The sequence below is a fragment of the Streptomyces sp. A18 genome, assembly GCF_059026065.1.
This window is the reverse complement of sequence record NZ_JBWLKL010000008.1, coordinates 67,011-87,747: the sequence shown is the minus strand read 5'-3', so window position 1 is coordinate 87,747 and position 20,737 is coordinate 67,011. Positions and strand designations below refer to the sequence as shown.

At 70.4% G+C, this 20,737-nt stretch carries 19 protein-coding genes; 11 read left to right on the top strand and 8 right to left on the bottom strand.

Annotation, left to right across the window (positions count from 1 at the left end; translation table 11 throughout):
* Positions 1–70 precede the first annotated feature (70 nt).
* Both AC5P1C_RS15675 and AC5P1C_RS15670 read left to right on the top strand, forming a co-directional pair.
* Positions 71–1,519 carry an NAD(P)H-quinone dehydrogenase gene (locus tag AC5P1C_RS15675; protein ID WP_393473638.1) on the top strand — a complete coding sequence of 483 codons (1,449 nt, stop codon included), beginning with the start codon at positions 71–73 and terminating at the stop codon, positions 1,517–1,519.
* A 210-nt stretch (positions 1,520–1,729) separates the two neighbouring features.
* Positions 1,730–2,695, top strand: a complete 966-nt coding sequence (locus tag AC5P1C_RS15670; protein ID WP_493866427.1) for a DeoR/GlpR family DNA-binding transcription regulator — start codon at positions 1,730–1,732, stop codon at positions 2,693–2,695.
* On the opposite strand, the gene AC5P1C_RS15665 is transcribed toward AC5P1C_RS15670, so the two are convergent.
* Together AC5P1C_RS15665 and AC5P1C_RS15660 are read right to left on the bottom strand one after the other, a co-directional pair.
* Positions 2,681–3,337 (bottom strand): TetR/AcrR family transcriptional regulator, encoded by a 657-nt coding sequence (locus AC5P1C_RS15665; RefSeq protein ID WP_493866426.1) that lies wholly within the window; start codon positions 3,335–3,337, stop codon positions 2,681–2,683. The two genes, AC5P1C_RS15670 and AC5P1C_RS15665, sit on opposite strands and share 15 nt — an antisense overlap.
* Positions 3,338–3,595: 258 nt before the next feature.
* Positions 3,596–5,371, bottom strand: a complete 1,776-nt coding sequence (locus AC5P1C_RS15660) for an acetyl/propionyl/methylcrotonyl-CoA carboxylase subunit alpha (RefSeq protein WP_493866425.1) — start codon at positions 5,369–5,371, stop codon at positions 3,596–3,598.
* A 349-nt stretch (positions 5,372–5,720) separates the two neighbouring features.
* Between AC5P1C_RS15660 and AC5P1C_RS15655 the strand changes: the two genes are divergently transcribed.
* Positions 5,721–6,197 (top strand): hypothetical protein, encoded by a 477-nt coding sequence (locus tag AC5P1C_RS15655; RefSeq protein WP_493866424.1) that lies wholly within the window; start codon positions 5,721–5,723, stop codon positions 6,195–6,197.
* Between the two features lie 37 nt (positions 6,198–6,234).
* Here AC5P1C_RS15655 and AC5P1C_RS15650 read toward each other — a convergent pair whose 3' ends face one another.
* The 4 genes from AC5P1C_RS15650 to AC5P1C_RS15635 all read right to left on the bottom strand — a co-directional run bounded on the left by AC5P1C_RS15650 (position 6,235) and on the right by AC5P1C_RS15635 (position 8,988).
* On the bottom strand, positions 6,235–6,852 hold the full coding sequence (locus AC5P1C_RS15650; protein WP_478754419.1) for a nucleoside triphosphate pyrophosphatase: 618 nt from the start codon (positions 6,850–6,852) through the stop codon (positions 6,235–6,237).
* Between the two features lie 29 nt (positions 6,853–6,881).
* Positions 6,882–7,010: a morphogenic membrane protein MmpB gene (mmpB, locus tag AC5P1C_RS15645; protein WP_272902837.1), complete on the bottom strand. Its 129-nt coding sequence runs from the start codon at positions 7,008–7,010 to the stop codon at positions 6,882–6,884.
* Positions 7,011–7,105: 95 nt separating this feature from the next.
* Entirely contained in the window at positions 7,106–7,312 is a 207-nt protein-coding gene (locus tag AC5P1C_RS15640; RefSeq protein ID WP_493866423.1) for an acyl-CoA carboxylase subunit epsilon, read from the bottom strand.
* 26 nt (positions 7,313–7,338) lie between these two features.
* On the bottom strand, positions 7,339–8,988 hold the full coding sequence (locus tag AC5P1C_RS15635; RefSeq protein ID WP_493866422.1) for an acyl-CoA carboxylase subunit beta: 1,650 nt from the start codon (positions 8,986–8,988) through the stop codon (positions 7,339–7,341).
* Positions 8,989–9,136: 148 nt separating this feature from the next.
* Between AC5P1C_RS15635 and AC5P1C_RS15630 the strand changes: the two genes are divergently transcribed.
* From AC5P1C_RS15630 to hutH, 5 genes are all read left to right on the top strand, one after another.
* Positions 9,137–10,063 (top strand): biotin--[acetyl-CoA-carboxylase] ligase, encoded by a 927-nt coding sequence (locus AC5P1C_RS15630; protein ID WP_493866421.1) that lies wholly within the window; start codon positions 9,137–9,139, stop codon positions 10,061–10,063.
* Between the two features lie 399 nt (positions 10,064–10,462).
* Entirely contained in the window at positions 10,463–11,635 is a 1,173-nt protein-coding gene (locus tag AC5P1C_RS15625) for an adenylate/guanylate cyclase domain-containing protein (RefSeq protein ID WP_493866420.1), read from the top strand.
* Between the two features lie 125 nt (positions 11,636–11,760).
* The gene (locus AC5P1C_RS15620) at positions 11,761–12,558 is read left to right on the top strand and encodes an enoyl-CoA hydratase/isomerase family protein (RefSeq protein WP_493866419.1); all 798 of its coding nucleotides are present in this window, start codon (positions 11,761–11,763) and stop codon (positions 12,556–12,558) included.
* A gap of 73 nt (positions 12,559–12,631) precedes the next feature.
* Positions 12,632–13,864: a GGDEF domain-containing protein gene (locus AC5P1C_RS15615; protein WP_493866418.1), complete on the top strand. Its 1,233-nt coding sequence runs from the start codon at positions 12,632–12,634 to the stop codon at positions 13,862–13,864.
* A 158-nt stretch (positions 13,865–14,022) separates the two neighbouring features.
* On the top strand, positions 14,023–15,561 hold the full coding sequence (hutH, locus tag AC5P1C_RS15610; protein ID WP_493866611.1) for a histidine ammonia-lyase: 1,539 nt from the start codon (positions 14,023–14,025) through the stop codon (positions 15,559–15,561).
* A gap of 74 nt (positions 15,562–15,635) precedes the next feature.
* Here hutH and AC5P1C_RS15605 read toward each other — a convergent pair whose 3' ends face one another.
* Together AC5P1C_RS15605 and AC5P1C_RS15600 are read right to left on the bottom strand one after the other, a co-directional pair.
* A complete protein-coding gene (locus AC5P1C_RS15605) occupies positions 15,636–16,406 on the bottom strand; it encodes a PepSY domain-containing protein (protein ID WP_493866417.1) in 771 nt (256 codons plus the stop codon).
* A gap of 376 nt (positions 16,407–16,782) precedes the next feature.
* Positions 16,783–17,136 carry a hypothetical protein gene (locus AC5P1C_RS15600; protein ID WP_493866416.1) on the bottom strand — a complete coding sequence of 118 codons (354 nt, stop codon included), beginning with the start codon at positions 17,134–17,136 and terminating at the stop codon, positions 16,783–16,785.
* Positions 17,137–17,246: 110 nt separating this feature from the next.
* Between AC5P1C_RS15600 and AC5P1C_RS15595 the strand changes: the two genes are divergently transcribed.
* The 3 genes from AC5P1C_RS15595 (at position 17,247) to AC5P1C_RS15585 (ending at position 20,726) form a co-directional block, all read left to right on the top strand.
* Complete coding sequence (locus tag AC5P1C_RS15595; RefSeq protein WP_493866415.1) at positions 17,247–17,615, top strand: hypothetical protein; 369 nt, start codon at positions 17,247–17,249, stop codon at positions 17,613–17,615.
* Positions 17,616–17,867: 252 nt separating this feature from the next.
* Positions 17,868–19,127, top strand: coding sequence for a L,D-transpeptidase (locus AC5P1C_RS15590; protein WP_493866414.1), 1,260 nt, complete (start codon positions 17,868–17,870; stop codon positions 19,125–19,127).
* A gap of 132 nt (positions 19,128–19,259) precedes the next feature.
* Positions 19,260–20,726, top strand: coding sequence for an ABC transporter permease (locus AC5P1C_RS15585; RefSeq protein ID WP_493866413.1), 1,467 nt, complete (start codon positions 19,260–19,262; stop codon positions 20,724–20,726).
* Positions 20,727–20,737: the final 11 nt, after the last annotated feature.

Sequence of the window (20,737 nt, the reverse complement as noted above, 5' to 3'; positions counted from 1 at the left end):
GTGCCCTTCTTGTAGGGAGAAGGGCCCGGATGGAGCCCCCGGGGCGAAGCACCTTGAAGCGTGCGGGACAATGGAGTACGTGACTCGGATCGTGATCATTGGCGGCGGACCCGGCGGATACGAGGCGGCACTCGTTGCCGCCCAGCTCGGCGCGGAGGTGACCGTCGTCGATTGCGACGGTCTGGGCGGGGCGTCGGTGCTCACCGACTGTGTCCCGTCCAAGACTCTGATCGCCACGGCCGAGGTGATGACCAGCTTCGACTCCTCTTATGAGGAGCTCGGCATCATCGTCGCGGACGACACTCCGCACATCGACACCCCCGCGCGCGTCGTCGGCGTCGACCTCGGCAAGGTCAACCGCCGTGTGAAGCGCCTCGCGCTCGCGCAGTCCCACGACATCACCGCCTCCGTCACGCGTGCCGGCGCCCGCGTGCTGCGCGGCCGCGGCCGCCTGGAGGGGCAGCAGGACACCGACGGCTCGCGCAAGGTCGTCGTGCGCGCGGCCGACGGGACCGAAGAGACGCTCGTCGCCGACGCCGTCCTCATCGCCACCGGCGGTCACCCCCGCGAGGTCCCCGACGCGCTGCCCGACGGCGAGCGGATCCTCAACTGGACGCAGGTGTACGACCTGGACGAGCTCCCCGAGGAGCTCATCGTGGTCGGATCCGGTGTCACCGGTGCCGAGTTCGCCGGTGCCTATCAGGCGCTCGGTTCGAACGTCACGCTCGTGTCGAGCCGTGACCGCGTGCTGCCCGGCGAGGACCCGGACGCCGCCGCCGTCCTGGAGGACGTCTTCCGCCGCCGCGGCATGAACGTCATGTCGCGCTCGCGCGCCGCCTCCGCCAAGCGCGTGGGCGACCGCGTGGAGGTCACGCTCAACGACGGCCGCGTCATTTCCGGTACGCACTGTCTGATGGCCGTGGGCGCCATCCCGAACAGCAGCGGCATGGGCCTGGAGGAGGCCGGGGTCAAGCTCAAGGACTCCGGGCACATCTGGACCGACAAGGTCTCGCGCACCTCCGCGCCCGGCGTGTACGCCGCCGGCGACGTGACCGGGATCTTCGCGCTCGCCTCCGTGGCCGCCATGCAGGGCCGCATCGCGATGTACCACTTCCTGGGCGACGCGGTGCAGCCGCTGAACCTGAAGACCGTGTCGTCGAACGTCTTCACCGACCCCGAGATCGCGACCGTCGGCTACAGCCAGTCCGACGTCGACGGCGGCAAGATCGACGCCCGCGTCGTCAAGCTGCCGCTCCTGCGCAACCCGCGCGCGAAGATGCAGGGCATCCGTGACGGCTTCGTCAAGATCTTCTGCCGTCCCGGTACGGGCATCGTGGTGGGCGGTGTGGTCGTCGCGCCGCGCGCTTCGGAACTGATCCACCCCATCTCGATCGCGGTCGACAACAATCTGACGGTCGAGCAGATCGCGAATGCCTTCACCGTGTATCCATCCCTTTCGGGCTCGATCGCCGAGGTCGCGCGTCAACTTCACACGCGGAAGTCGGCGGGCGAAGCCTGATCGCGGACTGATCGTCCGTTGAACGCCGACTGATCGGGGTGCGCGCGGGGTATCAACTCCGCGCAGGTCACAGCCTGTTGTCGCCCATTCGCCCGGCATAGGCGGTGGGCGTAGGCGCGTATACCACTTCCCACCCAACCGTGCGAACAACTTCTGTAATTCGGCGCAAACTGCTGAAAGCAGACGGTCGTTGGGGTTACTGTCAGTTTCGTGTTCGCTGCAGAACGTCGCCAATTGATCCTCGAAATGGTGCGGGCCAACGGAGCTGTATCGCTCCGGGAGCTCGCCCGCGTCGTCCAGACCTCCGAAGTGACCGTACGGCGGGACGTGCGCGCGCTGGAGGCAGAAGGACTCCTCGACCGCAGACATGGCGGTGCGGTATTGCCGGGCGGATTCACGCGGGAGTCCGGCTTTCCGCAGAAATCACATCTCGCGACCGCCGAGAAGACGGCCATCGCCGATCTCGCGGCGGGACTCGTCGAAGAAGGCGAAGCCATCGTCGTCGGGGCGGGTACGACCACGCAGGAGCTGGCCCGACGGCTCGCGCGGGTACCCGGTCTGACCGTCGTCACCAACTCCCTTCTGGTGGCACAGGCCTTGGCCCACGCCAACCGCGTCGAGGTCGTCATGACCGGCGGCACCCTGCGCGGTTCCAACTACGCGCTCGTGGGCAGCGGGGCCGAACAGTCCCTGCAGGGCCTGCGGGTCTCGCGCGCCTTCCTGTCGGGCAGTGGTCTGACCGCCGAACGCGGGCTCTCCACGTCCAACATGCTCTCGGCGAGCGTGGACCGTGCGCTCGTCCAGGCGGCCGCCGAGGTCGTGGTCCTCGCCGACCACACCAAGCTCGGCACCGACACGATGTTCCAGACGGTGCCGACGGACGTCATCACCCGCCTGGTCACGGACGAACCGCCCACGCACGACGACCGTGCGGCCACCGAGCTGCAGGCCCTCGCCGATCAGGGTGTGCAGATCGCGGTCGCGGGAGGGTCGGCGAGCCCCAACTCCGGACCCGGGGTGGATTCCGTCCCGGCGCGGCAGTCGCGCCGGGACGTGCCACTGCCGGGCCAGCGCCGTAACCACGGGGGCCCCGGGGCACAGTTGCGCAGTGCGGTGCTCGGGGAGCAGCAGCCCGGGGAGCGGGCCGCGCGGGTGGCGGATCTACGCCGTCGCTGAACCGGCCGCCGGGCCGGGGCCCGGCTCGTCCGGTGCGGGACCGCACTCGTCGGGTGCCGATCCTTCGGGCTTCAGGCCGCGCAGGGTCAGCATCAGCAGACGGTCCGCCAACTCCGGTTCGTCGGGGGTCTCTTCGGCGGCCAGCGCGATCGCGTTGGTCAGCTGCATCAGGTCGCTGATCGAGACTCCGGGGCGTACGGCACCTGCCCGCTGGGCCCGCACGAGCAGGGCCGTGCCCGCCTCGCGCATCGGCCTGCTGCATCGGGAGAGTGCCGAACTGTCGTCGTGCGACGCCGACATGAGGGCGCGGGAGAGCCCGCGGTACTCACCCGCATGAGTGATGATGGCGCGCAGCCAGGTCACCAGGGCCGAGCAGGGCTGCGGATCTTCGAGCAGCGCGCGGGAGCGGTCCAGGAGATCGCTGACGGCCTCTTCGAAGACGGCGCTCATCAGGGCGTGCCGGTTGGGGAAGTGGCGGTAGAGGGTGCCGATGCCTACGTTCGCATGGCGGGCGATGTCTTCCAGCGAGGCGCTTGTGCCGTGTTCCCCGAAGGCGGCGCGGGCCTCCGCGAGGAGCCGGTCGTAGTTGCGGCGCGCGTCGGCTCTTTTCGAGCGGGGGCGCTGTTCCGTGCCGGTGCTCATCGCCGCGGTCCTCCCTGAACGTGAGTCGTGCTTCAAGGATGCCTGATGGGCGGGCCCGGCCTTGCGGACCGTCGATCACGGCTTCGCCGAGCTCGTCCTCAAACGCCGGACGAGCTCGTCCTCAAACGCCGGACGGGCTGGACATTCTCCCCCGGCTCCGGCTGAAGATTTCAGCCGGAGCCGGGGAGAATCAGCCCGTCCGGCGTTTGAGGAGCGGGGTCTGGGGCGGAGCCCCAGGGGCCTCGCGTCGCTGCGGGGTCAGTCCTTGATCTCGCAAATAACCGCACCGGAAGTAAGGCTCGCGCCCACCTCCGCGGTGAGGCCCTTGATCGTGCCCGAGCGGTGCGCGTTCAGGGGCTGTTCCATCTTCATGGCCTCCAGGACGACGACGAGGTCGCCCTCCTTGACCTCCTGGCCCTCCTCGACAGCGATCTTGACGATCGTGCCCTGCATCGGGGACGCCAGGGTGTCACCGGAAGCCGCCGGGCCCGACTTCTTCGCCGCGCGCCGCTTGGGTCGGGCGCCGCCCGCGGCGGCCGTGCGGGCGATGGTCATGCCGAGCGACGACGGGAGCGAGACCTCGAGGCGCTTTCCGCCGACCTCGACGACCACCGTCTCGCGGCCCGGCTCCTCGTCCGTCTCCGCGTCGGTCGCCGTGGCGGCGAACGCGGGGATCTCATTGACGAACTCGGTCTCGATCCAGCGCGTGTGGACCGTGAACGGGTCCGCGGAGCCGGTCAGTTCGGGGGCGAACGCCGGGTCCTTGACGACCGCGCGGTGGAACGGGATGGCCGTGGCCATGCCCTCCACGGTGAACTCCGCCAGGGCGCGCGCGGCCCGCTGCAGGGCCTGCTGACGCGTCGCGCCGGTCACGATCAGCTTGGCCAGGAGCGAGTCCCAGGCCGGGCCGATCACGGAGCCGGACTCCACGCCCGCGTCCAGGCGCACGCCGGGACCCGACGGCGGGGCGAACTCGGTCACGGTGCCGGGGGCGGGCAGGAAGCCGCGGCCCGGGTCCTCGCCGTTGATGCGGAACTCGAAGGAGTGGCCGCGCATCTCGGGGTCGCCGTAGCCCAGTTCCTCGCCGTCGGCGATGCGGAACATCTCGCGGACCAGGTCGATGCCGGTGATCTCCTCGGTGACCGGGTGCTCCACCTGGAGACGGGTGTTGACCTCCAGGAAGGAGATCGTGCCGTCGGTGCCGACGAGGAACTCGACGGTGCCCGCGCCCTCGTAGCCGGCTTCCTTCAGGATCGCCTTGGACGCCGCGTACAGCTCGGCGTTCTGGGCCTCGCTCAGGAACGGCGCGGGCGCCTCCTCCACCAGCTTCTGGTGGCGGCGCTGCAGCGAGCAGTCACGGGTCGAGACGACGACCACGTTGCCGTGCTTGTCGGCCAGGCACTGGGTCTCCACATGCCGCGGCTTGTCGAGGTAACGCTCCACGAAGCACTCGCCGCGGCCGAAGGCCGCGACGGCCTCGCGCACCGCGGAGTCGTACAGCTCGGGCACCTCTTCGAGCGTCCGGGCCACCTTCAGACCGCGCCCGCCGCCACCGAAGGCGGCCTTGATCGCGATCGGCAGGCCATGCTCCTCGGCGAAGGCCACGACCTCGTCGGAACCGCTGACGGGGTCGGGTGTACCGGCCACCAGCGGGGCACCCGCGCGCTGCGCGATGTGCCGGGCGGCGACCTTGTCGCCCAGGTCACGGATGGCCTGCGGGGGCGGGCCGATCCAGATCAGGCCCGCGTCCAGCACGGCCTGCGCGAAGTCGGCGTTCTCCGAAAGGAAGCCGTAGCCGGGGTGGATCGCGTCCGCCCCCGCGTCCTTGGCCGCTGCCAGCACCTTGGAGATGTCCAAGTAGCTGGTGGCCGGAGTGTCACCGCCCAGCGCGAACGCCTCATCTGCCGCACGTACATGCAGAGCATCCCGGTCAGGATCTGCGTAGACGGCTACGCTCGCGATCCCTGCATCCCGGCATGCCCGAGCAACGCGGACAGCGATTTCGCCACGGTTGGCGATGAGCACCTTGCGCACGATGGCTCCCTCCTTGAAACAAGCCGAGTTTAGGGACTGCCGACACGACCTTTCGACCCGTCCCCAATGGTGAGCTTGCCCACACGGAGCGTGATCCGGGGCCTGCCCGTCCGCGAAATCCCTTGTCGCACCACGGTACGCAGGGTCCCTTCCGGGCAGACTAACGCGCCGGTGTGGTCAAGGTCTCTGTGAGAGCGCGCTGCGGCAGGGGGGCAATCTTTGTGGAGTCCCTACGAATGGCCCAATGATTCTTTGCCTTCGGCAGAAGCCTTGTCCCTCGGTTTACCCGTTAGTAGCGTTCGCGATGTCTGGCACGTACTAGCGGTAACAGCGGAAGTGGGTGGGCGCCGTGGCGCGTAGACCGGTGGCCTGGGTGGGCGCGATCGTGCTTCTGGTGGAGGCGGTGGGCATCGCGTTGCTCAACTGGTTCCTGGGGCTCGTCGTGAACAAGCAGGACATGTCGCTCGCCGGGCTCGACCCGCACGCCATGTCCGTGTCGACGTGGATCGCGGGCGCCGTCTTCGGTCTCTACCTCGCGCTGTGCGGCGTCATCATGGCGCGCTCGGCGATACGCGACCGGGCGCCGGCCCGCTTCGGCCGGATCCTGCTGATCAGCGCCGCCGTGGTGCACGGGCTTCTCGGGGCGTTCTCGGTCGGCCTGGTGGGCTGGCCCGCCTTCGTGTTCATGATGGTCGTGCTCGGCCTGATCGTGCTGACCCTGGTGGCGTACGACAAGAAGCCCGACGCGGTCTCCGACGCGCCCCGCGACGGCAAGGGGGCAGCGGGCGGCGGGACGCCGGAGAACGGCGCCCCACAGCCCGCCTGAGCCTCTTCTGGGCCTGCGTGGGGTCTACTCGGCGGGTCTACTCCGCCCACAACTCCGTGATCCCGACGCCCAATTCGGCCAGAAGGCGGCGGAGCAGCGGCAGAGAGAGGCCGATGACGTTGCCGTGGTCGCCCTCGATCGAGTCGACGAAGGGTGCCGAGCGGCCGTCGAGCGTGAACGCGCCCGCCACGTGCAGCGGTTCGCCGCTCGCCACGTACGCGGCGATCTCCTCGTCCGAGGGTTCGCCGAAGCGCACGACGGTCGAGGCGAGCGCCGACACGTGGCGGCCCGCCACGGTGTCGTACACGCAGTGGCCGGTCTGCAGGACGCCCGCGCGCCCGCGCATCGACTTCCAGCGGGCCGTGGCCTCCTCGGCGTCGGCGGGCTTGCCGAGTGCCTGGCCGTCCAGTTCCAGGACCGAGTCACAGCCGACGACCAGGGCGCCCTTGGCGTCCGGGCGCGCGGAGACGACCGACGCCTTGGCCTCGGCCAGGGCGAGGGCGAGCTCGGCGGGGGTCGGTGCGGAGATCGCGTCCTCGTCGACCCCGCTGACGATCACCTCGGGGGCGAGACCGGCCTGGCGCAGGAGGCCGAGCCGGGCGGGGGACTTGGAGGCGAGGACGAGGCGGCGGGGCTGACGTGGCTGATCGCTCATGCGGTCAGGTTAGCGAGCGCCCGGATGTCTCAGTGGATGCCCAGGACGAACATCGCCACGACCATGGCCAGCGCGAGGACGAGTCCCGCACGGCGCATCTTCGCCTGCATGTCCCGCATGTCCTTGGGCGGGTTGTTCTCCGGGTCCGACCACAGCATGAGATCGATACTGCGCTCGGTGACGTCGGGGCGCCTGAGTACGCGTACTCAGGCGCCCCGGCCCGTCTCACTCATTCTCGGGCGACGCCTCCGGCTCACCCGGGCCAGTACGTGCGGCCCCACGCCGTCGGCCCCGGTGCGGGCAGCCGGTGGCGGGCCACACGGGCGGGGTCCGACCAGGCGTCGAGGACCGCGGGCGCGCCGGACGGCTGGTTCGCGACCGCCGCGGCGCGTGCCTGGACCACCGCGAGCGCGGCGGCAAGCTCCTCCGGGGTGGGATTGCCCCGTACGACCTTGATCATGAACGGTCTCCTTACTGCGGCACGGCCTAGAGGGGGATGTTGCCGTGCTTCTTCGGGGGAAGGGATTCCCGCTTCGTACGCAGCTGACGCAGGCCGCGCACCAGGTGCGAGCGGGTCTCCGACGGCATGACCACGGCGTCGATGTAGCCGCGCTCGGCGGCCGTGTACGGGTTGAGCAGCCGGTCCTCGTACTCCTGGATGAGGCGGGCGCGGGTGGCCTCCACGTCCCCGGAGGCCTCGGCCGCGGCGATGGTCTTGCGGTGCAGGATGTTGACCGCGCCCTGCGCGCCCATCACCGCGATCTGCGCGGTCGGCCAGGCCAGGTTGAGGTCGGCGCCCAGGTGCTTGGAGCCCATGACGTCGTATGCGCCGCCGAACGCCTTGCGAGTGATGATGGTGATCAGCGGGACCGTCGCCTCCGCGTAGGCGTAGATCAGCTTCGCGCCCCGGCGGATGATGCCCGTGTGCTCCTGCTCGACGCCCGGCAGGAAGCCCGGCACGTCGACGAAGGTGATGACCGGGACGTTGAACGCGTCGCAGGTGCGGACGAAGCGGGCGCCCTTCTCGGACGCGTCGATGTTCAGGCAACCGGCGAACTGCGTCGGCTGGTTGGCGACGATGCCGACCGGGCGGCCCTCGATCCGGCCGAAGCCGGTGATGATGTTCGGCGCGAACAGCGGCTGCGTCTCGAAGAACTCGGCGTCGTCCAGGACGTGTTCGATCACCGTGTGCATGTCGTACGGCTGGTTCGCGCTGTCCGGGATGAGGGTGTCGAGCTCGCGGTCCTCGTCCGTCAGCTCCAGGTCCGCGTCCTCGGGGAAGGCGGGGGGCTCGCTGAGGTTGTTCGAAGGCAGGTAGGAGAGAAGGGACTTGACGTACTCGATCGCGTCCTTCTCGTCGCCCGCCATGTGGTGCGCGACACCGGAGGTGCTGTTGTGGGTGCGCGCGCCGCCGAGCTCCTCGAAGCCGACGTCCTCGCCGGTGACCGTCTTGATGACGTCGGGCCCGGTGATGAACATGTGCGAGGTCTGGTCGACCATGACGGTGAAGTCGGTGATCGCGGGGGAGTAGACCGCGCCGCCCGCGCAGGGCCCGACGACCAGGCTGATCTGCGGGATCACGCCGGAGGCGTGGGTGTTCCTGCGGAAGATCTCTCCGTACATGCCGAGGGCCATGACGCCCTCCTGGATGCGGGCGCCGCCGGAGTCGTTGATGCCGACGACCGGACAGCCGGTCTTCAGGGCGAAGTCCATGACCTTGACGATCTTCTGGCCGAAGACCTCGCCGAGTGCGCCGCCGAAGACGGTGAAATCCTGCGAGAAGACGGCCACGGGGCGGCCGTCGACGGTGCCGTAACCGGTCACGACGCCGTCGCCGTAAGGGCGGTTGGCCTCCAGGCCGAAGTCCGTCGAGCGGTGCTGGGCGAACTCGTCGAACTCGACGAAGGAGTTCTCGTCCAGGAGCAGGTCGATGCGTTCGCGCGCCGTCAACTTGCCCTTGGCGTGCTGCTTCTCGACAGCGCGGGCCGAACCGGCGTGCTTGGCCTCCTCGATGCGGCGCTGCAGATCAGCGAGCTTGCCCGCAGTCGTATGGATGTCGATACCCGCGTCAGGGGTGGCGGGGGTATCGCTTGCGGCGCTTGGCACGGGCACGTTGGGCTCTTCCGGCTCGGACATAGGGATGCGGCTCCCTGCCTGCTCAAAGGGGCGACTGGCGGCTTGCGGCGTGGCTTGTGGCTGCTGTGATCGCTTGCTACTGAGTCGTAGGGTATCGGCGCGCATACGGTTCGGCAGTGCGGCGTTTACCACACCTAAGGTGGCTTGCATGACGCCGCGAGATGCTTCAGACGACCCCTCCGACCTCCCTTCCGACTCCTCTCCCGACCCCGCTTCCGACCCCTCTCGGGGCAGCCGTTGGTCCGACCTCGACCGGCCGCCGCTGAACGCCGCTTCGCTGCGGCGCGCGCTGGTGCGGGACGGAGGGCTGTGGACCTCTCTGGACGTCGTGCCCGCGACGGGGTCGACCAACACGGATCTGGCCGCGCGAGCGGACGAGCTGCCGGAGGGGGCGGTACTCGTCGCCGAGGAGCAGAGCTCCGGGCGTGGACGCCTCGACCGCCGCTGGTCGGCTCCCGCTCGCTCGGGTCTCTTCTTCTCCGTACTCCTGAAGCCGGGGCCCACGGTGCCGGTCGAGCGGTGGGGCTGGCTGCCGCTGCTCACGGGGGTCGCCGTCGCCACGGGGCTTTCGGGGGCCGCCGGGGTGGACACGGGGCTCAAGTGGCCGAACGACCTGCTGGTGACGGTGGGGGGAGAGGAACGGAAGGCCGGGGGCATCCTCGCCGAGCGGGCGGGTTCCGGTGGGGACGGCGGGGCCGTCGTGGTCGGCATCGGCATCAACGTGACGCTGCGCGAGGACGAACTGCCGGTGCCGGGGGCGGGGTCGCTGGCGCTGGCCGGGGCGACGAGCACTGACCGGGACACGGTGCTGCGGGCGGTGCTGCGTTCCTTGGCGCGGTGGTACGGGGACTGGCGCGCGGCGGAGGGCGATCCCGTGGCTTCCCGCCTCCAGGAGACGTACGCGGCGGGCTGCGCGACGCTCGGCCGCAAGGTCCGCGCGGAGCTGCCGGGTGATCGGTCGATCACGGGGGAGGCGGTGGCGGTAGACGGCGACGGACGCCTCGTGCTGGCTACGGGGGATGGGGTGCAGGAGCCTGTGGGGGCGGGGGATGTTGTGCATTTGCGGGGGGTGTAGGGGGGCGGGGGCGTTTCCGGTGCGGGTGCGGGTGCGGGTGCGTCTTGAGGGCGGGGCCGTGCCGGTGTCTGTCATTCCCTATCGTCCGGTGGCCGCGGGGTTGCTTCGCGTGCGCTCTCGGCCGCAGCTGATCGCTGATCGCTGGTCGCTTCGGGGCAATCGGGATGGAGGTCCCCCTGCTCCTTTAAGAGCTTCGGGGAGGGCGGGAAGGCTTGTTCGTCCAGGTGAGGATGCGGGGCAAACGGGCGGGTGGATGGGGAAAGGGTGTTCGCGCCCACCCCGGCGGGGAAAGCGCTGTCCAAGGCGCCCACGCCAGGGAAAGGCGTGAGCTGCGGCACACCTGCCGTAAAGTTGGCGCCGGTCGATATCTGACCGCGGCAGATCGGAAGGGCAGCAGGCGTGACCGTCGACGACACGGGCTCCGGCACGGGTGCATCCCCCGACGGCGAGCCCGGACGTACCGCTGGGTCCGTCACCCATGCGTTCGACTCGATGGACTCCGGGGACGAGAAGCCGGGGGACCCGGAGAGGGATCCCCTCGCGCTGCGCCTCGAAGGGCTGATCCTCGGCGCCGACCGCCGCTACACCCCGTTCCAGGCGGCCCGCAGCGCCGGCGTATCCATGGAGCTCGCCTCCCGTTTCTGGCGGGCCATGGGCTTTCCCGACATCGGCCAGGCCAAGGCCCTGACCGAGGCGGACGTGCTCGCGCTGCGCCGCCTCGCCGGTCTCGTCGAAGCGGGGCTGCTCAGCGAGGCGATGGCCGTGCAGGTGGCCCGGTCCACCGGGCAGACCACCGCCCGGCTGGCCGAATGGCAGATCGACTCCTTCCTGGAGGGTCTGACGGAGCCGCCCGAGCCGGGCATGACGCGGACCGAAGTCACGTATCCGCTGATAGAGCTGCTGTTGCCCGAGTTGGAGGAGTTCCTCGTCTATGTGTGGCGGCGGCAGCTTGCCGCTGCCACCGGCCGCGTCGTGCAGGCCGCGGACGACGAGGAAATGGTCGACCGGCGGCTCGCCGTCGGGTTCGCCGACCTCGTCGGCTTCACGCGGCTCACCCGACGCATGGAGGAAGAGGAGCTCGGTGAGCTCGTCGAGGCCTTCGAGACCACTGCCGCCGATCTCGTCGCCGCGCATGGCGGGCGGCTCATCAAGACCCTGGGCGACGAGGTGCTCTACGCCGCCGATGACGCCGGCGTCGCCGCCGAGATCGCGCTGCGGCTGATCGAGACCATGGCCAACGACGAGACGATGCCCGAGCTGCGCGTCGGCATCGCCTTCGGCACGGTCACGACGCGGATGGGCGACGTCTTCGGTACGACGGTGAACCTCGCGAGCCGTCTCACGTCGATAGCGCCCAAGGACGCCGTCCTGGTGGACGGCGCGCTCGCCGAGGAGCTGACGCGGACCGGGGACGCGCCCGCCTCCGAGACCGAGGCGGCCGAGGCGGCCGAGGCCGCGGAGAAGGAAGGCGCGGAGCCGCCCTCCTACCGCTTCGCCCTGCAGCCGATGTGGCAGCGGCCCGTACGAGGCCTTGGCGTCGTCGAGCCCTGGCTGCTGGCCCGGCGGGGCTGAGTTCCCCGCTGAACCGCCGCTTCGCCGCGGAATTTTCCCGCACGCCCACCCGATTGCCCCGTAGCGGTGGCATGATCCGCTGGGTGGGCCCGGTAACGGGCGTTAACCAGACGTGGAGGAAAGCAATGGGTGCCGAGCAGCGGTTCGGGGAATTCGTCGCCGTCAGGCGGCACGGCCACGTCGCCGAGCTCGTCCTTGACCGGCCCAAGGCCATGAACGCCGTGTCCACGGACATGGCCCGCTCCATCGGCTCCGCCTGCGCCGCCCTCGCGGAGGATCGCGATGCACGCGTCGTGGTCGTGACGTCCACCCACGAGCGCGCCTTCTGCGTCGGTGCCGACCTGAAGGAGCGGAACTCCTTTTCCGACGCCGAGTTGGTGCGCCAGCGGCCCACCGCTCGGGCCGCCTACACCGGCGTACTCGAACTGCCCATGCCGACCGTCGCGGCCCTGCACGGCTTCGCGCTCGGCGGCGGGTTCGAGCTGGCGCTCGCCTGCGATCTCATCGTCGCGGACCCCACCGCCGTGGTCGGGCTCCCCGAGGTGTCGGTCGGCGTGATCCCGGGCGGCGGCGGTACGCAGCTGCTTCCGCGCCGCGTGGGTGCCGCTCGGGCCGCCGAACTGATCTTCAGCGCGCGTCGCGTGGAGGCGGCCGAGGCGCGGGAGTTGGGGCTCGTCGACCAGCTCGTGGGCGAGGGCGATGACCGTACGGAAGCGCTCGCGCTCGCCGCGCGGATCGCCGCCAACTCGCCCGTGGGACTGCGCGCCGCGAAGCGCGCCCTGCGGCTCGGGCACGGGCTCGACCTGCGCGCCGGTCTCGAGGTCGAGGACGCGGCCTGGCGCTCGGTCGCCTTCTCCGGCGACCGGGCCGAGGGTGTCGCGGCGTTCAACGAGAAGCGGAAGCCGAACTGGCCCGGGGAGTGAATGATCCGCACGGTCCGCACTCTGTGTAATGTTCCGATCGCCCAAAATGTCGTAAATCTCCTAGCCTAGGGAGATGGGAGAGGATGTCCGACTGCGGGCCGTGGTCGTGCTGGCGCAGGGGATGGCTGCCGCGCACACTCCACGTGAGTCCTGGCGGGCGGCTGCCCGCGGCGCGTGCCGTGCGCTGTCCGGGAGTTTCGCGGCCCTGTCCGTCTGGGAGCGTGACCTCGGGCGGCTGAGGGTGCTCGTGAACGTGGGCGAACGGGCCGAGGGGGAGGAAGAGTTCCCGGAGCGCGAGGCGTATCCGGTGAACGAGTTCCCGGAGATCACCGAGTTCCTGCACGAGCGGTGGGCGGGCGGCGGTGAGCCGCACGCGTGGGTGGAGACGTCGCAGGGCCCCGCGGGGGTCGCGACTCCGGGCTACTGCCACCAGCGCGTCGCCGCCCTGCGCAGGCGCGGACGCGGCTGCTGCGTGGTCGCACCGATCGTGCTGCACGGGCGGGCCTGGGGCGAGCTGTATGTGGCGCGCCCGGTGGGGGCGCCGGTCTTCGGCCGCGAGGACGCGGACTTCGCGACGGTGCTCGCCTCGGTCGTCGCGGCCGGTATCGCACAGACCGAGCGTCTTGAGGAGGCCCGGCGTCTCGCCTTCACGGACGCGCTGACGGGGCTCGCCAACCGGCGCGCGGTCGATCTGCGCCTGGAGGAGGCGGTGGCGCGGCACCGTGCCGACGGGACGGTGGTGAGCCTGGTCGTGTGCGACGTGAACGGCCTCAAGTGGGTCAACGACACCCAGGGCCACGCGGTAGGCGACCGGCTCCTCGAACGCTTCGGTTCAGTGCTCTCCTTGTGTGGGGCGATGCTGCCGGGGACGCTGGCCGCGCGGCTTGGTGGGGACGAGTTCTGTCTGCTCTCGGTGGGCCCAACCGCCGATGAGGTGGTGCGGGTCGCCGATGAACTCTGCGTACGGGCAGCCGAGTTGGAGCTGGGAGACGGCGTCGCGTGCGGGGTCGCCTCCACGGAGGACCCGATCGGCGAGGTCCGCTCGGCCCGCCGCCTGTTCCGCCTCGCGGACGCGGCGCAGTACCGCGCGAAGGCGGCACGCGCGCCGAAGCCGGTCGTCGCGGGGCGCGAGGGCGCGGATGACTCCGTGGTGCGGCTCGCGGACTCGGAGGGGGCGCGGCCCGCGGGGGAGAGGCGGCGATTCCGGGGGCGGGGGCGGGGGCCCGATCCTCGGGGCGGTGAGCGAGGCTTCGCGCCCGGCGGTGAGCAGGGCTTCCGGCGGGAGGGTGGGCAGGGGGGTCGGTGAGGGGCTGCGGCCCGGTGGGGGCTTGTCGCGCAGTTCCCCGCGCCCCTTACGGGCACGGTGTCGCGCAGTTCCCCGCGCCCCTTACGGGGCGTAAGAGGCTCTGTGCGTATTCACCCGTGACACTTGGCGATTCAGTCCGTACGCTGCTGAATATGGATATGCACACCGTGGTCCTGGGGACGTCCGGGACAACCGCAGCGGACGTCATCGCCGTCGCGCGCGGCAACGCCCGCATCGAACTCTCGGCCGAAGCCGTGACCGCACTCGCCACGTCGCGCGAGATCGTCGACGCCCTCGCGGCCAAGCCCGAGCCGGTCTACGGCGTGTCGACCGGCTTCGGCGCCCTCGCCACCCGGCACATCGGCCCGGACCTCCGCGCCCAGCTGCAGCGCAACATCGTCCGCTCGCACGCGGCGGGGATGGGCCCGCGTGTGGAGCGCGAGGTGGTGCGCGCGCTGATGTTCCTGCGGCTGAAGACGGTTTGTTCGGGGCGTACCGGCGTACGGCCCGAGGTCGCCCGGACCATGGCCGACGTGCTCAACGCGGGGATCACGCCCGTCGTCCACGAGTACGGCTCGCTCGGCTGCTCCGGCGACCTCGCGCCGCTCAGCCACTGCGCGCTGACGCTCATGGGCGAGGGCGACGCCGAGGGCCCGGACGGCGAGCTGAAGCCGGCGGGCGAGCTGCTCGCCGCGCACGGCATCACGCCGGTCGAGCTGCGCGAGAAGGAGGGCCTTGCCCTCCTGAACGGCACCGACGGCATGCTCGGCATGCTGGTGATGGCCCTCGCCGACCTCGACGCCCTCTACAAGTCCGCGGACGTCACCGCGGCCCTCACCCTCGAAGCACTCCTCGGCACCGCCAAGGTCCTCGCCCCCGAGCTGCACGCCATCCGGCCGCACCCGGGCCAGGGCGCGTCCGCCGCCAACATGCTCGCGGTCCTTGCCGGTTCGGGCCTGACCGGTCACCACCAGGACGACGCGCCGCGCGTGCAGGACGCGTACTCGGTGCGGTGCGCGCCGCAGGTGGCGGGCGCGGGCCGGGACACCCTCGCCCACGCCCGTACGGTCGCCGAACGCGAACTGGCCGCCGCCGTCGACAACCCCGTCGTCCTGCCCGACGGCCGCGTCGAGTCCAACGGCAACTTCCACGGGGCGCCCGTCGCGTACGTCCTCGACTTCCTCGCCATCGCCGCCGCTGACCTCGGTTCGATCGCCGAGCGCCGCACGGACCGGCTGCTCGACAAGAACCGCTCGCACGGCCTGCCGCCGTTCCTCGCGGACGACGCGGGCGTGGACTCGGGCCTGATGATCGCCCAGTACACGCAGGCGGCCCTGGTGAGTGAGATGAAGCGGCTCGCCGTCCCGGCGTCCGCCGACTCCATCCCCTCCTCCGCGATGCAGGAGGATCACGTGTCGATGGGCTGGTCGGCGGCCCGCAAGCTCCGTACCGCGGTCGACAACCTCACCCGCATCGTCGCGATCGAGCTGTACGCGGCGACGCGCGCGGTCGAACTCCGCGAGGGCCTCACGCCGGCCCCGGCGACGCGGGCGGTCATCGAGGCGGTCCGCAAGGCGGGCGTCCAGGGCCCGGGTCCTGACCGCTTCCTCGCGCCGGATCTCGCGGCGGCCGACGAGTTCGTGCGCTCCGGCGCGCTGCTCGCCGCGGTGGAGCCGGTGACGGGCCCGCTGGCCTAGCGGGCGGCGTTTCCGTACGTCGATGGGGGCGCCGTCACCTGGTGACGGCGCCCCCATCGCATGCCGGCCGCTTGTCAGTCGCGGTCGACGTCCTCACGGGTGATGGCGCCCTTGACCGCGTCGATCTCGAAGTCGGTCTTGTTCCAGTCCTTGGTGACGACATCGACGGACCAGATGAGCGTGTTGCTGTCATTCTCGTCCAGGCCGATGGACGTGACCGTGCCCGGCTTCTTGTCCGTCGCGACCTTGGCCGCCTGCTCCGGCGACTGCTTGACGCGGGAGAGCCGGTCGGCGATCTCCTTCTTGTCGTCGGCGTCCTGGTCGCTGTCGGGCGCCGAGCTGATCACCTTGCCCGAGACCGCGTCGATGCGGACGTCGTGCACGGTGCCGTCCTTCTCGGCGACCTCGGCGACCCATTGCGGGGCGGCCGCGCTGCCGCTCGGGCTGGGGCTGGGGCTCGGGCTTCCGCTCGCGTCATCGTCGTCGTCGCGGTCGTTGTCGTCGTCCACGCCGTCCAGGTCGAGGTCGGTCAGCTTGCCGCCCGGGACCTTCTCCACCGCCGTGGTGGCCGCCTTGTCGTAGGTGACCTTGGTGGCGGCCAGCAGGGCCTTGCGCTCCTGCTGGTCCTGCGTGAGGGACGCGCTGCCCGTGGGGCTCTCCGTCGGAGCCTCCTTCGGGACCGTCTTCGCCGCATTCGAGGTCGTCTGGGCGGACGGCTTGCCGCTGTCCTCCCCGCAGCCTGTCACCAGGGCCGCTGAGGCCACGACGGCGCACACGGCACCGACGAGACGGAGATGGCGGGCGCGCGGGGCGCCGGTCTTCCTGTTCCGGGGCTCGAATCTCATAACCGCATGCCTAGCCCGCACCCCGTACCCGGCGATGTTGCCGCGCGGCCGGGTCACCCGAGTGCACGGCGTGCGAGACCCTCCAGCAGCACGACCACCGCGAACTCGAAGAGGGAGTCCGGCGATTCGGCCGCCAGCTCCTCGCCCGCACGGCGCAGGTGGGGCAGCTCGCCCGCGGAGCCGGACGAGCCGGACCGCAGCCACGGGGGCGGCTTCCACGCAGCTCGCCGAGCTGCTCGGCCCCGCGCTCGGCGGCGTCCTCATCGCGGGACCCGGGATCGCCGCCTGCTTCGCGGCCGACGGGGCGGGCTTCCTGGTCTTCACCGCGGCCCTGCTCTTCGTGCGCCCGGCACGGAGACCCCGCGAAGAGCGTGCCTCAGTGAGCCGGGCCGCCCTGCCGTTCCCTCCGTACGGAATGGGCCACGAACCCAGCCCCGAGCGCCAGGAACGCCGTCCCGCCGATCAGGTACGGGGTGGTGTCGACGCCCGCGCCCGTGTCCGCGAGGCGGTCCTCCGTGGGGGCGGCGGCCGTGTTCTTCGAGCTCTCGGAGTTCTCCGACTTCTCGGAGGGCAGCGTCGCGCGGCGCTGCTCGGTGTGGACGACCCGGGGAGATTCAGGGGCCTGAGGGGATCTGAGCGTCGCCGTCGCGTTGGCGGAGGGGACGAACCACAGGGCGCCGAGGAGGGCCCCCGCGGCGGTGGCGGTCAGCAGCGATCGGCGTGCGGACACGGAATCGGATCCCCCTTGTGGCGCTGGCGAATTGGCCGTGTGGGGCGATGGTAATGAAAGGCGCGGGTCGTGGGAAAGCCGCGGGGGTCATGGGTCGTACGCTCCGACTCATGAGCGCATCTGAGACATCACGTTTTGTACGACTTCGCGTCGAATTGGTGGTGGAGGTCGACGACTCCGGCGAGCTGGCCGCCTCCGCCCTGCGCCGGATCGCGGAGGACGAGCACATGCCCGCCGAGGAGCGGCTGCACGCCGAGACGGCCGTCAAGGAGGACGACGCGGAGGCACTCGCCTATCTGGTGGACCCGTTCGATCTGGTCAGCTCGGTCCCCGGAGTGGAGCTCTCGCAGGCCTCCTGGAGCAGCGAGCGGATCGAATACGACCCCGATTCGCCGGACTGGGACCCGGACGAGGATGATGACGACGACGAGGCCGACGAGGATGAGGCCGGGGGCGGCTCGGGCGGCCGGGGGCTGTAAGCGGTAGGCGAGAGGTGTTACGTCTACCGGACGGAAAAAACGGAACCCGTAGCCCCGGACGGCAACCGCTGTCCGGGGTTCCGTCGTCTCAGAGGTGCACGGCTGTCACCGGCGCACCGCATGACGTGGTATTCCCCACATCCTCGGCGGAAGTGGAACGGGACGAACCGGGCAGGACGTTATGCGGGACTACGGGGACTCTCGGCGTTCATGGCGTGTTGGGGATTTTCGGCAACGATGGAGAAGCGTGTGATGACGGACAGTAGGCGGCAGCGCGGACGGCGCAAGGGTCTTGCGGCCGTGTCCGCTCTGGTCGGCGGCGTCCTGGTGCTCTCGGCCTGTAGCAGCGACGACGGCGACAAGAGCAGTGCCGGCGCCAAGGAATCGCAGAACCAGGTCGACGAAGCAGCCGCCAAGAAGTCTTCCGATGCCGACATCAAGATCGCGCCGAAGAACGGCTCCGACAACGCGAGCATCAACAGCGCGGCCGCGGTCAAGGTGAGCAAGGGTTCCCTGACGAAGGTCACCATGACCACGGAGACGGGCACCGAGGTCGCGGGGCAGATAGCTGCCGACAAGAAGAGCTGGAAGCCCAGCGGCCAGCTGGAGCGGGCGACCACTTACAAGATCAGCGCCACCGCCAAGGACTCCGAGGGCCGCAAGGCGCACGAGAACTCCAAGTTCACGACGGTCTCGCCGACGAACAGCTTCATCGGGAACTTCACGCCCGAGGACGGCTCCACGGTCGGCGTGGGCATGCCGGTGTCGATCAACTTCGACAAGGCGATCACGAACAAGAAGGACGTCCAGTCCCACATCAAGGTGTCGTCGAGCAGCGGCCAGGAAGTCGTCGGCCACTGGTTCGGCAACAACCGCCTGGACTTCCGCCCCGAGGAGTACTGGAAGGGTGACTCCACGGTCACCATGAAGCTCTCCCTGGACGGCGTCGAGGGCGCGGACGGCGTCACCGGCGTCCAGGAGAAGACGGTCCAGTTCAAGATCGGCCGTAACCAGGTCTCGATCGTCGATGCCAAGACGAAGCAGATGAAGGTCATGCGGGACGGCAAGGTCATCAAGACCATCCCGATCTCCGCGGGTTCTCCGGAGAACAAGACGTACGAAGGTCAGATGGTGGTCTCCGAGATGTTCAAGGAGACCCGCATGAACGGCGCGACCGTCGGCTTCACGGACGACGACGGCAAGGGCGAGTACGACATCAAGGACGTGCCGCACGCCATGCGCCTGTCGAACTCGGGCACGTTCATCCACGGCAACTACTGGGGCGCGAAGTCCATCTTCGGCGGCGCCAACACCAGCCACGGCTGCGTGGGCCTGGAAGACGCCAAGGGTGCGGGCGACAAGAGCACCCCGGGTGCCTGGTTCTACGACAACTCGATGGTCGGTGACGTCGTGGACGTCCGGAACACCGGCGACAAGACGGTCCAGCCCGACAACGGCTTCAACGGCTGGGTCATGGACTGGGCGCAGTGGAAGGCCGGTTCGGCCGTCTAGTACGGCCCGGAAAGACGCAGGCAGCGGCCCGCACCCCGCAACAGGGGTGCGGGTCGCTGCCGTTGAGGCTTCTCATGCATCTCTTATGCCGCCCTTATCCATTCGTCACGGTGCGTACCTAGCTTCACGCACATGTTCTTCACCTACCTGCGGCGCGAGCTGCGCCGCCGCAGAAAAGCGGCCCTCGTCGTGGCCTCCGGTCTCGCGCTCGGCATCGCGCTGGTCATCGTCGTCAGCTCCGTGTCGTCCGGCATGAATCAGGCGCAGGGCAAGGTCCTCGAGTCGCTCTACGGGCTCGGCACCGACATGACCGTCACCAAGGCGGCCGACCCGGCCGATGAGGGGAGTGGTCAGGGCGGGCGCCCGCGCTTCAAGTTCGACGCCAAGGACGCCGACGAGGGCGGCAAGGAGCAGAGCAGCGACCGCGTCATGGTGCAGGGCTTCCAGACGCTGCCCTCGACCACCGTCGCGAAGGTCGACGGCCAGAGCGGGGTCGCGGACGCCGTCGGCGGGCTGAGCCTGCAAGTCATGAAGGTCAACGGCCAGTTCGAGCGCGGTGAGTTCGAGAAGGCACCGGGCACGGACGGCAAGGCTCAGCCGCCCGGCGGCAGCGATCAGCAGAACGGGAAGGTGCGCGGCGGTGGCGCCGACTTCGACGTCGACTCCTACAGCGTCTACGGCACCGACGTCAGCAAGCTCGACCTGGGCCCGATGACCTCCTCCAGGATCAGCGAGGGGCGTACGTTCACGGGGTCGGAGTCCGACGCCAAGGTGGCCGTCGCCGATGCCTCGTACGCCAAGGAGAAGAAGCTCTCCGTGGGCGACACCGTCACGATCTCCGGCACCAAGATCGAGGTCGTCGGCATCGCGACGCCCGACAGCGGGGACGCCGCGGCCAACCTCTACCTGCCGCTCAAGCGCGCCCAGACTCTCGCCGACTCGAAGAACAAGATCACGACGGTGTACGTCAAGGCCGCCGACTCGCAGCAGATCGGCGCGGTCAAGAGCGCGATCCAGAAGAACGTCTCCGGTACGACCGTGACCACGTCGGCCGACCTCGCCGACACCGTATCGGGATCGCTCTCCACCGCGTCCGACCTCGCGTCCAGCGTCGGCAAGTGGCTGTCGATCGCCGTGCTCGTCGCGGCCTTCCTCGTCGCGGGACTCCTCACGTCGTCCGCGGTGAGCCGTCGCGTACGGGAGTTCGGCACCCTCAAGGCGCTCGGGTGGAAGAGCGGGCGCGTGACCCGGCAGGTCGTCGGCGAGGCGGTCGTGAACGGCCTTGTGGGAGGCGTGCTCGGCATCGCGGTCGGCCTCGGCGGCGCGTACGTGGTGACGGCGATCAGCCCCACCCTGACCGCGGAACTCGGCTCGGGCGGCGGGGCCATGGGCGGCGGCCCCGGCGGCAGGGGTCCCGGTGCCGCGCTCGGTGACTCGGCGGCCAAGGCCCTGGACATCTCGCTGACCGCACCGGTCAGCGCCACCACCGTCGCGCTCGCCGTCGGCCTCGCTGTGGCCGGTGGCCTCGTCGCGGGCGCCTTCGGCGCCTTGCGCGCCTCGCGGCTGCGGCCCGCGGACGCCCTGCGCCGCGTCGAGTAGGCGGCGCGAGC